The sequence below is a fragment of the Micromonospora sp. ABR4_055 genome, from assembly GCF_056160425.1.
On record NZ_JBSWXD010000174.1, the window covers coordinates 1 to 12,701 of the forward strand.

Annotated in this window: 12 protein-coding genes; 8 read left to right on the forward strand and 4 right to left on the reverse strand. The window is 72.7% G+C overall.

The window, feature by feature from the left end:
• From ACXAHD_RS27805 to ACXAHD_RS27820, 4 genes are all read right to left on the reverse strand, one after another.
• Positions 1-1,318, reverse strand: a 1,318-nt coding sequence (locus ACXAHD_RS27805; RefSeq protein ID WP_475054324.1) for an MFS transporter, incomplete at its 3' end; no start/stop codon positions are given.
• A gap of 122 nt (positions 1,319-1,440) precedes the next feature.
• A complete protein-coding gene (locus ACXAHD_RS27810) occupies positions 1,441-2,025 on the reverse strand; it encodes a nicotinamidase (RefSeq protein ID WP_281553585.1) in 585 nt (194 codons plus the stop codon).
• Positions 2,026-2,093: 68 nt separating this feature from the next.
• Entirely contained in the window at positions 2,094-3,383 is a 1,290-nt protein-coding gene (locus tag ACXAHD_RS27815; protein ID WP_281553586.1) for a nicotinate phosphoribosyltransferase, read from the reverse strand.
• Positions 3,380-6,043 carry a LuxR C-terminal-related transcriptional regulator gene (locus ACXAHD_RS27820; protein WP_475054327.1) on the reverse strand — a complete coding sequence of 888 codons (2,664 nt, stop codon included), beginning with the start codon at positions 6,041-6,043 and terminating at the stop codon, positions 3,380-3,382. The genes ACXAHD_RS27815 and ACXAHD_RS27820 overlap by 4 nt, the downstream gene beginning before the upstream one ends.
• Positions 6,044-6,356: 313 nt before the next feature.
• Between ACXAHD_RS27820 and ACXAHD_RS27825 the strand changes: the two genes are divergently transcribed.
• The 8 genes from ACXAHD_RS27825 to ACXAHD_RS27860 all read left to right on the forward strand — a co-directional run.
• The gene (locus tag ACXAHD_RS27825) at positions 6,357-7,769 is read left to right on the forward strand and encodes a P-loop NTPase family protein (protein WP_475054330.1); all 1,413 of its coding nucleotides are present in this window, start codon (positions 6,357-6,359) and stop codon (positions 7,767-7,769) included.
• Between the two features lie 49 nt (positions 7,770-7,818).
• Complete coding sequence (gene clpS / locus ACXAHD_RS27830) at positions 7,819-8,109, forward strand: ATP-dependent Clp protease adapter ClpS (RefSeq protein ID WP_281553589.1); 291 nt, start codon at positions 7,819-7,821, stop codon at positions 8,107-8,109.
• A complete protein-coding gene (locus tag ACXAHD_RS27835) occupies positions 8,106-8,615 on the forward strand; it encodes a DUF2017 domain-containing protein (protein WP_475054333.1) in 510 nt (169 codons plus the stop codon). Before clpS ends, ACXAHD_RS27835 begins: the two co-directional genes overlap by 4 nt.
• A gap of 102 nt (positions 8,616-8,717) precedes the next feature.
• Positions 8,718-9,209, forward strand: coding sequence for a M67 family metallopeptidase (locus ACXAHD_RS27840; protein WP_278167444.1), 492 nt, complete (start codon positions 8,718-8,720; stop codon positions 9,207-9,209).
• Positions 9,210-9,269: 60 nt separating this feature from the next.
• On the forward strand, positions 9,270-9,590 hold the full coding sequence (locus tag ACXAHD_RS27845; protein ID WP_281553591.1) for a MoaD/ThiS family protein: 321 nt from the start codon (positions 9,270-9,272) through the stop codon (positions 9,588-9,590).
• A gap of 10 nt (positions 9,591-9,600) precedes the next feature.
• Positions 9,601-10,566, forward strand: coding sequence for a PLP-dependent cysteine synthase family protein (locus tag ACXAHD_RS27850; RefSeq protein ID WP_289212315.1), 966 nt, complete (start codon positions 9,601-9,603; stop codon positions 10,564-10,566).
• Between the two features lie 260 nt (positions 10,567-10,826).
• Entirely contained in the window at positions 10,827-11,573 is a 747-nt protein-coding gene (locus ACXAHD_RS27855) for an MBL fold metallo-hydrolase (RefSeq protein ID WP_281553593.1), read from the forward strand.
• A gap of 98 nt (positions 11,574-11,671) precedes the next feature.
• On the forward strand, positions 11,672-12,701 hold a 1,030-nt coding region (locus ACXAHD_RS27860), incomplete at its 3' end, for a glycosyltransferase family 4 protein (RefSeq protein ID WP_475054340.1).

A 12,701-nucleotide genomic window follows, 5' to 3' on the forward strand; every position in this document is an offset into this window, starting at 1 on the left:
CCCCCCCCCCCCCCCCCCCCCCCCCCCCCCCCCCCCCCCCCCCCTCCCCCCCCCCCCCTCCACTCCCTCCCTCCCCCCCCGCTCCCCCCTCTCTTCCTCCGCGTCGTGCCTCTGGGAGCCCGTCACCGCAGGCCGGCACCCGGTCCAGCATCGCCCGGCGGCGCAACTGCATGGCGACCATCGGCAGTGCCAGCAGCAGCCCCGCCGCGCCGATTGCCACGAAACCCCACGTCGGCGTACTGGCGTCGATCACCGCACCGGTCAGCGGCGCCCCGACGGCCATGCCCACGGTCATTGCCGAACCATGCAGGCCCATCGCCTCGCCGCGTACCGCCGCCGGGGCCAGCCGGGCGACCGCGTCGGACGTGGCGGCGATCGTCGGCGCGCAGAGCAGCCCGGCCGGGGCCAAGGCCAGCCCCAGCGTCCACCAGTTCCCGGCCCCGAGCCCGACCGGGACCGTGGCGGCGGCCAGCGCGACCATCAACCCGACCGGCGGCACCGCACGCCGGGTCGCTCCGTAGGCGAACCCGCCAACCAGTGAGTAGGCCCCCCAGCCGGCGAGCACGACGCTGGTCCAGACCAACTGGTCGCTCTCCCGCAGCGCGGCGATCAACGCCACGTCGGTGCCACCGAGCACCAGCGTCGACGCCGTGCCGACCGCGAGGACCCCGAGCAACTGCGGGGTCAGCCAGTCCCGGCGGGTGATCCGGACGCCCGCTCGGTCAGCTTCCTCGTGCCGGGCGCGGATCGGCGGGTCGACGACGAACAGCGCCAGCCCGGCGGCGACCAGGCCGGCGCCGACCGCGACCATCGCGATCCGGGGGGAGACCGCGGTGGCGAGCAGCACCGCGAGGGCCGGGCCGACCATGAAGGAAAGCTCGACCGACATCGAATCCAGGGCGTACGCCGGACGGCGCTGTTCCGCCGGGACCAGTGCGGCCAGCGACTGCCGGATCACCGAGAACACCGGCAGGCTGAGCAGGCCGGCGACGACCGCCGCGACCAGCAACGCGGGGTACGGCAGCGCCTGCGCCACGGCCCAGAAGACGCCCTGGGCGGCGGCCGAGACGGCCAGCACCGGACGTAGTCCACGCCGGTCGACCAGCCGGCCCAGCACCGGTGCGCCGATCGCGGCCCCGACGGTCAACGCGGTACCGGCCAGACCAGCCGCGCCGTACCCCCGGCCCTGGTCCAGCACGACGTACAGGGTCAGCGCCACTCCGGCGGCGGTGTTCGGCATCCGGGCCAGCACCGACAGGGCGAGCAGCCGGGCCACACCGGGCAGCGCGAGCGCCTGCCGGTAAGGAGTCAGGTTCATCAGTCGGTGTTACCTCCGGCCGGCATCATGCCCGCCGGGTACGACGCCGGCCAGCCGATATCCGCGCCGGCCAGCCCGACCTGCGGTCCGGCCCCGGCCGGCGCGGTCAGGCCGGTGGCCGGTCAGGCCGGGCGCAGTACCGGGGAGCCGGTCAACGTCACCCCGGCGGCCCGCATCGCGTCCATCGCCACCTCGGTGGTGTCCCGGGCCACCCCGGCGGTCAGGTCGAGCAGTACGGTGGTGTCGAAGCCGGCCCGAGCGGCGTCCAGCGCGGTCGCCCGTACACAGTGGTCGGTGGCGATGCCGACCACATCGACCCCGGTGATCCCGCGTTCCCGCAGCCAGTCGGCCAGGCCGATGCCGTCGTCGCTGTGGCCCTCGAAGCCCGAGTACGCCGCCGCGTGCCGGCCCTTGCGGAAGACCGCCTCGATCCGGTCGACGGCCAGCCCGGGATGGAACTCCTCCCCGCCGGTGCCCACCACACAGTGCGCCGGCCAGGTGTCGACGAAGTCCGGCGGGTCGCCGAAGTGCGCGCCGGGATCGACGTGGTAGTCCTTGGTCGCCACCACGTGCCGCCACCGCCGCTGCGGCGCCTCGGCGACGCTCCGGGAGATCGCCGCCGCCACGTCGGTGCCGCCGCCCACCGCGAGCGAGCCGCCTTCGCAGAAGTCGTTCTGTACGTCAACGATGATCAGTGCCCGGTGCATGGTCGTCGTCCTCCTGCTGCTGGCTCCTGAACGGTCGGTCACCGGTCGCGCCGGTCGCGGCCCGGCGGTCACTGCTCGGCTGGCACGACGGTCACCGGGATGGTCGGGTCACCGGCGGACAGCTTCAGCCCTTCCCACGGTATCGAGATCAGGCAGTGGCGCAGGTGCTCACGGGACTCGGCGATGGTCGGCCGGGCCAGTGGCTCGCCTGCGGCGACAAAGGACCGTTGCAGCACCCGGTCGCCGTTGGACCGGTCCGGCACCCCCTGCGAGACGACGATCTCCTCGGTGGCGGTGCCGGTCGGCTTGTGCCGGCGTACCGCCACCTTGCGGCCCCCGACGGTGGCCTTGTTCTCGGAGCGCTTGACCACCGGCCGGCCGTCGACCTCGACCAGCTTGTAGACCAGCCGGGCGGTCGGCGCGCCGGAGCCGGTCACCACGGCGGTGCCGGCACCGTACATGTCGACCGGCTCGGCGGCGAGCGAGGCGATCGCGTACTCGTCGAGATCACCGGAGACTATGATCTTGGTCTCGGTGGCGCCGAGCGAGTCGAGCAGCTCCCGGGACTGTTGCGCCAGGACCGACAGGTCGCCGGAGTCGATCCGGATCGCTCGCAGGTCCGGCCCGGCGACCTCGATCGCGTTGCGGATGCCCTGGCTGATGCTGTAGGTGTCGACCAGCAGCGTGGTGTCCCGTCCGAGCGAGGCCACCTGGGACGCGAACGCGGCCCGTTCGTCGTCGTGCAACAGGGTGAACGCGTGCGCCGAGGTGCCCGCCGTCGGGATGCCGTACCGGGCACCCGCAGCCAGGTTGGACGTCGCCGCGAAACCTGCCAGGTACGCGGCCCGGGCAGCCGCCACCGCCGCCTCCTCGTGGGTGCGCCGCGAGCCCATCTCGATCACCGGTCGGCCACGGGCCGCGGTCACCGCCCGCGCCGCCGCCGCCGCGATCGCGCAGTCGTGGTTCAGCACCGACAGCACCAGAGTCTCCAGCAGGACGCACTCGGCGAACGTGCCGGAGACGGTGAGGATCGGCGAGTTCGGGAAGAACAACTCACCCTCGGCGTACCCGTCGACGTCCCCGGTGAACCGGTAGTCGGCCAGCCACTGTGCGGTGTCGGCGTCGACCACCGCACGGTCGCGCAGGTGGCGGATGGTCTGCGCATCGAAGCGGAAGTCCCGGATCAGGTCGACCAGCCGACCCGTGCCGGCGACCACACCGTACCGGCGACCGGTCGGCAGCCGCCGGGCGAAGACCTCGAACACACAGTGCCGGTGGGCGCTGCCGTCGGCCAACGCGGCGGCGAGCATGGTCAGCTCGTAGTGGTCGGTCAGCAGAGCGGGGCTGGAGCTGGTCACCCGGTTACTGTACGGCCGCCCGGCGGGTGCGGCCCGGCCCGGCCGGGCCCGGTGGCCCCCGGCTCGTCGGGCAGGGCGCGCAGCGCCTCGGTCAGCTCGGCACGCCCGGTCACGCCGAGCTTGCCGTACGCCCGTTGCAGGTGGTTCTCCACGGTGCGGGGCGACAGGAACAACCGTCGCGCGATCTCCCGGCTGGCCACGCCGGCCGCCGCCAGCTTCGCCACCTGGTGCTCCCGCTCGGTCAGGTTGGGCTGACCGGCCAGCAACGCCGGGGTACGCACGTCGACGCACTGGCCGAGCGACCGGCCCAGCAGCACGTTGGTCTGTCCGGTCACCGGCGACCGGGCCAGTCGCTGCCGGCGTACCGCCATCGCGGCCGACTCGGCGGCGAACAGGTGCAGCCCGAGGCCGGCGAAGCCGCTGGCGGCGCGCAGCAGGGCACCGTACGGTCCGTTGGCGGCGCCCTGCGCCTGGCGCAGGACCAGCGGCGGCAGCGGCCCCTCGACCACCTTGGCGAGCTCGGTCAGCCGGTCCACCGCCAGGTCGGCCCGGTCCAGCCGGACCAGGTCGTGCAGCACCATCACCTCGTGGCCGGCGAGCCCGTCGGTCCGCAGCCGGTCCGCCAGCTCCCGCAGCATCTCCACTGCGCCGGTGACGTCTCCCTCGGCGACCGTCACCCAGCAGCGCGCCTGCTCCCGCCACGGATACAGGATCGCCATCCCGGGCGTCTGCGCCCGGTCCGAGTCGGCCATCGCTGCGGCGGCCTGGGCCGCCTCGCCACGCAGGGCAGCCGCGTGTGCGCGCTCGGCGTGGGCCAGCCCGGCGTACACCCGGCCGGTGGCCAGCGTCGCGCACGCCTGCAGGCTGTGTCGCAGCGCGTCGTCGAGCCGGCCGCGCAGCCGGGCGGCCTGCGCGCGGACCACCGACAGGTAGCCGGACCCGAGCCGGAAGTCGCCGGCGTCGGCCAGGTCAGCGAACTCCTCGGCGACGATCGCCTCGATCCCGGGCAGGTCGCCGGCGAGCACCAGCCGGGTGCCGCGGCCGAGCTCCAGCGCCAGCTGAAGGTAGGGAAGTTCGGTACGCCAGTGCGCAGCGTCGGCCTCGACCCGGGCGATGGCCCGGCCGCTGCCGGTCAGGTCGCCCTGCGCGGCCTGCAGGTGGGCAATGGTGCACTGGGCCAGCCCGTGGGCGGCGTGACTGGCCGCCGGCCGGTCGAGTACGGCGCGGGCCAGCCGCAGCGCGGCGTCACACTCCAGCCGGTGCAACCGCATGATCGCCTCGAACGAGTCGACCCGGACCCGGTCGGCCGGGTCGGTCAGCTCGCGGGCACCGGCCGACAGGTCCTCCAGCGTCGACTCGTTACCGAGCCCCCAGTAGGCGACCAGCCCGAGCACCATCAACCAGCGACTGCGTCGTTCGTCGGTGGTGACCTCGTCGCGGACCGCCTCGATGGTGGCCAGGGCCCGCTCGGGCTCGTCGCGGAACATCAGGATGGTCGCCCTCAGCTCGGCGGCGTCGAACCCACCGCCGACGTCGAACGCCCGGGCGGCCAGCCGGTCGGCCAGTGGGATGTCGTACCCGGTGAACGCCCGGCCGGCCGCGTCGAGCAGCACCGCCGGGTCGTCGGCGGTGTTCGACTCGAGTCGCCAGACGGCGACCCTCAGCAGGTCCTCCCGGCGCCGTGCCCCGGCCTGCTCCACGAGCGAGGCGAGCTGCGCCTGCAGCCGCTGCGCCCGGGTGACCGGGCACCGGCGGCGCACCACCTCGCCGTACAGCGGATGGGCCATGTGCACGTCCTGCCGGCGGTCGTCGATGTCGACCCGGATCAGCCCGCGTTCCTCGGCGGCCTCCACGTCGGCGTGCCGGCTGGTCCGCAGCAGCAGTCGCAGCCCGATCGGCTGGCCGAACGCCACCAGCTCGACGACACCGCGAACCGGCGGGCTGAGCTGGCCGATCCGGGTGTCGATCAGGTCGGTCAGGCTCGGTGCCAGCTCCAGCCGGCCGGTCCACCGCCACACCCCGTACGTCTGGGCCAGCTCCTGCCCGGACTGGGCCGCGATGACGAGCTCCCGCAGCAGCAGTGGGTTTCCTTCGGACAGCCGCCACAGCCGTTCGGCCGATGTGGGATCCAGCGGCCCACCGAGCAGCTCCATCAGCAGGCCGGTGCTGTCGACGACGTCCAGCGGCGACAACTCGTCGTGCACCACGAGATCGTCAGCCCACAGTGCCCGGATCGGCAGCGGCACTGGCTCACCGCTTCGTAGCGTACCCAGCACAGTGGCCTGCCCGGAGCGGGCGATCAGGTTGGTCACCGCCGCCGACGAGGGGTCGAGCAGATGCGCATCGTCGATGGCGAGCACGATAGGCCGGCCGGCGGCCCGTTGCCGCAGCGACTCGACGGCCCAACGCAGCAGCGCCGACGGGGACAACCCGGGTGGCTGGTCCGCCGGGAGGACCTGGGCGAGGCCGGCGAACGGCAGGCCGGCGGCGCTGACGCTGCCCGAGGCGGACCAGACCGCGTAGGTCTCGGTCGGCAGTCGACTGACGACTTCCCGGAGCAGCCGGCTCTTGCCGATTCCGGCGGAGCCACTGAGGATCAAGCCGTGACCGCCGTCGGTGGCTGCGGCGAACAGCCGGTCGAGCTCTTCGGACCGTCCCACGAAGCTCCACAGGCCCATGGCAGGGGAGCATATAGAACAGTTGCCGAGGGGGAAGGGCGCGGCCGGTTCGCAGCTGAGTATGGAGTGTTCGATCAGTTGAGTAACGGTGGTCGCCACTGCGTAAGTGATTGTGCGCGTAGCGTCGATGTACTGGTGTTTCGTGGCGATGACGCCCGAAGGAGCTCAGCTTGTGGAGTCTGTGACAGCACCGTCGAATCGCCTGGCTATCCGCTCCGCTGCCCGCGTGCCCCGGCAGCGCAGGCGGCCGCGCCGCCCAGGTGACCTGGCCGGGGACCTGCCGATGGTCGCCCCGGTGCCATCGCCGCCCCCGGCCGACGAACCGGTCGCGGCCGTCGTGGTCGGAGGCGCCGCCAACAGCCGCCGGGCCGTGCTGACCGCGTTTCTCGACGGTGAATCGTCGCCGGACCTCCGGCCGCCCGAGAGTTTCCTGGTCATCCGGCACGGGACGGTCGAGCGGATCGCGGCATACCTGCCGGGCTGGTCGCAGCCGTGGATCGTCCCGGCGCGGTCGGCGCGGTCCGGTGCCGGGCTTGCCCTGCCCCGTCCACCGCGCAGGGTCGAGGTGAGCAGGCCGGACGCCTCGCTGCGCCGGCTCAGCCTGGTCGATTCGCCCGACCTGGAGACGCTCCGGTCGGCCGGCGCGACGGTGCTGCTCGACGCTGCGGTACGCGGCGGCGCGCTGGTTTTCGTGGTTGGTGCCGGGCCGCCGCCCGGGCAGGTCGAACACGAACTGCTGCGCCGGGCGCTGCGCGCCGGTGTCGCGGTGTTCGTTGCCATCACCGCGGCCGGCGTGCAGAGCGCGGGCGAGTCGTTCCAGCGGGCGGCGCTGCTGGCCGCCGTACCCGAGCTGGAACAGGCACCCTGGCATTCGGTCGACGCGGCAACCGGCGACGCGGCCTTTCTCCGCCGGGAGGTGACCGACTGGGCCGCCCGGGAGGCGCTGCACCGGGCCGGAGCCGGTCTGGCCGATCAGTTGGCGTACGACGAGCCGCCGCCGCTGCCGCCCGGTGGGCCGGCAGCCGACTGGTCCGAGCAGCTGGACCGGGTGGTGCGACGGATCGGCCAGCGGGTGCGGCACACCCTGGCGATCGAGTTGGCCAATCTGCACGTGGCCGCGGTACGCGAGCTGCTGTTCGGCAATGGACCGGCCGGGATACCCGGCTTCCTGGACCGCGAGTTCCTGGCCCTGTCGTTGCATGCCGGCGCGGCCTGCGCCGTCGGCGTGGACGACGCGGTGGACGAGGTGGTCGAGCAGGTGTTCGGGGTCGATCCGGCGCAGCGGCTCGGTCCGCTGCTGCGTGAGCAGCTCCGCCGCCGGGTGCTCGGGGATCCACCCACGGCGGTCGCGGAAGGACTTCTGACGACCGCTGCGGGCCAGTGCGAGCCGGTCCCGTCCACCGCAGCCGGGCCGTCCCCCGTCACCGGGCCGTCCCCCGTGGTGGTGGACGTCTTCGCGGGGTACCCGGCGCAGCGGTCCCGGTGCACCGTGCCGCCGATCGGCGTCGCGCTCGCCGCCGACTGCTGGCATCCGCGCGGTGGGCCGACCGGGATGGCACCGGACCAGGCCCGGTCCTGGATCCAGCAGGCGCTGCGGGCGGTGGAGATCGCGCTGTCCCAGGAGATCGCGTTGCGGTTCGCCGCGGTACGGCGTGGCCTGGCCAACCTGCTGGCTGATGCGATCGACAGTGGCGACGCGCCGGGCTGACCGTGGTGGGCGTTGTCCGCCCCGGCCCCGCCGGTGGCACGATGGGGGAATGGCGGCTCTCCAGGTTGCTCCGGTCGAGACGCCGGACATGGTCGAGATGCCAGGTGACGAACGCCTGTGGGTGACCATCGTCTGGGACGATCCGGTCAACCTGATGACGTACGTGACCTGGGTTTTCCAGAAGCTGTTCGGGTACAGCCAGGCCAAGGCCGAGGAGTTGATGCTCGACGTGCACAACAAGGGCCGGGCGGTGGTGTCCAGCGGGCCCCGTGAGCGGATGGAGCTCGACGCGTCCCGGCTGCACGCCTACGGGCTCTGGGCGACGGTCGATCGGGCATGAGCATGTTTCGGCGCCGCAACGGGCGCATCGTCGCGGTCTTCTCACCCGATGAGGTACGGGTGCTGCGTAAGGTCGCCGGCGAGGTGGTGGGTTTGCTCACCGACGGATTCGAACGGGACGACCCGGTGGTCGACCGGCTCTTTCCGGACACCTACCGGGACGATCCGGCGAGCTCGGCGGAGCTGCGGCGGTACACCGAGAGCGACCTCAAGACGGCAAAGATCGACCAGGCGGGCGCGGTGCTCGCCGCGTTGCCGGCCGACGCCGACGACACGGGCGCGGAGGTCCGCCTGGACGGCGAGGCGGCCGAGGCGTGGCTGCGCGCGATCAACGACGCCCGGCTGGCGATGGGCGTCCGGTTGCAGGTGCGGGCCGACACCGATCTCGGCGCCGAGCTGGCGGCGGCCGAGCGGGACGACCCGTCGTCGAGCCGGCTGTTCCAGCTGTCGGTCTACGCCTATCTGGGCTATTGGCAGGAGTCCCTGCTCGGCGCGTTGTTCGACTAGCGCCGAGCAACGCGCCGACCAGTGTCGAGCAGTGTCGAGCAGCGTGACGACCGCCACGGGCCGGCCGGGCCGGAGAAGCGGAGAAGGCGGTAGGCTGGAGTCGTGCTGAGCATCGACCGGTCGATCATCGACGCGATCGTCGCCCATGCCCGCCGGGACCACCCCGACGAGGCGTGCGGCGTCGTCGCCGGACCGGCCGGCTCGGACACGCCGACCCGGCACATCCCGATGCAGAACGCGGCCCGCTCGATGACGTTCTACGAGTTCGACTCGATGGAGCAGTTGCATCTGTGGCGAGAGATGGACGACCGGGACGAGGAGCCGGTGGTGATCTACCACTCGCACACCGCGACCGAGGCGTACCCGTCCCGCACCGACGCGGCGATCGCCGGCTGGCCCGAGGCCCACTACCTGCTGGTCTCCACCCGTGACCCGGAGGTCACCGAGATCCGGTCGTTCCGCATCGTGGACGAGGTGGTGACCGAGGAGCCGGTCAATCTCATTGACGCCGGTGTCGACCCGCACGCGGTGCAGTCGTACCTGTTCGGGCAGACCCCGACCACGGTCGACTACGAGTGTTCGTCCGGCCGCTGACCCTGGCGCCGTACCGCACCGCAGTCTGGTCCGACCTACCGTTGCAATAGGAGCACGTCAATGTCTATCGAAGTTCGCGTCCCCACCATCCTGCGCAGCTACACCGGCGGCGCCAAGGTCGTCGAAGGCAACGGGGACACCCTCGCCGCCCTGCTGGACGACCTCGACGCCAAGCACTCCGGCCTGCGTGGCCGGCTGATCACCGACGAGGGCAACCTGCACCGGTTCGTCAACATCTACGTCAACGACGAGGACGTCCGGTTCCTCGGTGCGCTCGAGGCCAAGGTCGCCGACGGGGACACCGTGACGATCCTGCCCGCGGTGGCCGGCGGCGCGGGCGACGTCGTCGCCTTGGCCGCCGCCAACACCGTCAGCGGCTGAGCGGCCCGCCATGACGCGCTACGACAGCCTGCTCGACGCGTGTGGCGGCACCCCGCTGGTCGGCCTGCCCCGGCTCTCCCCGGTGGTGCCCGACGGGGCACCACCGGTACGGCTGTGGGCCAAGCTGGAGGACCGCAACCCGACCGGCAGTGTCAAGGACCGGGCGGCCATGTTCATGGTCCGCGCCGCCGAACGGGCCGGGCGGCTCCGGCCCGGCGACACCATCCTCGAACCGACCAGCGGCAACACCGGCATCTCACTCGCCATGGTGGCGAAGCTGCGCGGCTACCGGCTGGTCTGCGTCATGCCGGAGAACGTCTCCGCCGAACGGGTCCAACTGCTCCGGATGTACGGCGCCGAGATCATCTTCTCGCCGGCCGCCGGCGGCTCCAACCAGGCGGTGGCCACGGCCAAGCAGATCGCCGCCGAGCACCCCGACTGGGTGATGCTCTACCAGTACGGCAACAGCGGCAACGCCCAGGCCCACTACGAGACGACCGGGCCGGAGCTGCTGCGCGACCTGCCCACGGTCACCCACTTTGTTGCCGGGCTCGGCACCACCGGCACCCTGATGGGCACCGGGCGCTACCTACGGGAGAAGGTCGACGGCATCGAGGTGGTCGCCGCCGAGCCCCGCTACGGCGAGCTGGTGTACGGGTTACGCAACATCGACGAGGGCTACGTGCCGGAGCTGTACGACGCGAGCGTGCTCACCCGGCGGTTCTCGGTGGGTACCCGCGACGCGGTGCTGCGGACCCGGCAGTTGGTCGAGGTGGAAGGGCTCTTCGTCGGCTTCTCGACCGGTGCCGTACTGCACGCCGCGCTCGCCGTCGCGCACGAGGCGGTCAAGGCCGGCCGCCGTGCCGACGTGGCGTTCCTGGTCGCCGACGGCGGCTGGAAGTACCTCTCCACCGGTGCGTACGGCGGCACGCTGTCCGACGCCGAGGAAGCGTTGGAAGGTCAGCTCTGGGCCTGAGCCGCACCGGTCGGCGTCGTCTGTGGCCTGGTGCTCCGGTGCAAATGATTGGTTGCGCTATGGGCGATCCTGGGGCGGGTTGTCGAAGTCGCTCCAGTTGTTCGCGCTTCGGTGTCACGTTGACGACAAGTTGCAGCGGATCTTTCATACCGCTGCTGGCTGCGGCGTAGGCTGCCGAGCGTGGCAGAGCCGCTGGTGGAGATCTTCGATGGCATGAACGGCGCATCGCCGGTGTCTCACCGCGTCCGTGGGAACAGTTGATGCGTCTGACCGTACTCGGCTGCGCCGGGAGTTTCCCCGGACCCGAGGCCGCCTGTTCGGCCTACCTGGTCGAGGCGGACGGGTTCCGCCTGCTCGTCGACTTCGGCTCGGGTTCGCTGTCCGCCCTGCAGCGGTACGCCGGCCTGCACGCGGTCGACGCGATCCTGCTCACTCACCTGCACTGTGACCACATGCTAGACGCCTGCACCTACGTGGTGGTGCGGCGCTACGCCCCGGACGGTCCGTACCCGCCGCTGCCGGTCTACGCCCCGGCCGGCGCACCCGACCGGATCGCCACCGCGTACAACATCAGCGGCGAGCCGGTCGATGACGTCTACACCTTCTACGGCCTGCAACCCGGCAGCTTCCCGATCGGTCCGCTGCAGGTCACCGTCGACCGGGTCAACCATCCGGTGGAGACCTACGGGGTACGCGTGGAGCACGGCGACCGGGTGCTGACCTACTCGTCGGACACGGCACCCTGTGAGGCGCTGCTGCGGCTGGCCCAGGACGCGCACGTCTTCCTCTGCGAAGCCAGCTACCTCGACGGGGTGGACAATCCGCCGGACCTGCACCTGACCGGCCGCGAGGCGGGGGAGGCCGCGACCAAGGCGGGCGTCGGCCGGCTGCTGCTGACCCATCTGGTCACCGCCTGGGGCAGCGAGGCGTCGACGTTCGAGGCGGCGGCGTCGAGCTTCGACGGGCCGGTCGAGATCGTCCGGGCCGGTGCCCGTTACGAGGTCTGACCGGTCGACTCCGGCCAACCGGTCTCTTGCCGCAGAGTTCGCCCGCTGGTCAACGCGGCGTAGCCTCGGCCACCCGCACGGGCGCGAACGTGACACCCATGCGCGTCGCGATCGTCACCGAGTCCTTCCCACCAGACCTCAACGGGGTGGCGCACTCCGTGGTTCGGGTCGCCGAACACCTGGTCGCACGCGGGCATGAACCGTTGGTCATCGCACCGGCACCGGCCGCCGCCGAGCGGGCGGAGGCCGGCACCCACCCGTACCCGGTGATCCGGGTGCCGAGCCTGCCGGTGCCGCTGTACCGAAGCTTCCGGCTCGGTCTGCCGAGCCGCCGGCTCACCGAGGTGCTGGCCGACCACACCCCGGACGTCGTACACCTGGCCAGCCCGTTCGTGCTCGGCGCGCGGGGACTGACGGTGGCCCGCCGGTTGCGGCTACCCACCCTGGCGGTCTACCAGACCGACGTGGCCGCCTACGCCCGCGCGTACCACCTGGGGTGGAGCGTGGCGACGGTCTGGCGCTGGCTGCGCGAGATCCACAACGCGGCGGACCGCACCCTGGCCCCCTCGACCGCCGCGGCCGCCGACCTGACCGCCAACGGCATCGACCGGGTACGCATCTGGGGCCGCGGCATCGACCCGGTCCGGTTCGACCCGGCTCACCGCTGCGAACGGACCCGCAGCGAGCTGGCCCCCGGCGGCGAGACGCTGGTCGGCTACGTCGGCCGGCTCGCCGCCGAGAAGCGGGTGGACCTGCTCGCCGAGACCAGCCGGCTGCCGGGCGTACGGGTCGTGGTGGTGGGTGACGGACCGGCCCGCAAGGAGCTGGAACGCGCCCTGCCGGCGGTCCGCTTCCTCGGTGCCCGGCACGGCCGTGACCTGGCCCGGCTGTACGCCAGCTTCGACGTCTTCGCCCACACCGGGCCGCACGAGACCTTCGGCCAGACCGTGCAGGAGGCGCAGGCCAGCGGCGTACCGGTGGTGGCGCCGGCCGCCGGCGGGCCGATGGACCTGGTCACGCCCGGGGTGACCGGGCTGCTGGTGCCACCCGGTGACCCGACGGCGCTCGCCGGGGCGGTCGCCGGGCTGGTCGCCGACCCGGCCCGGCGGGCCCGGTACGGCCGGGCCG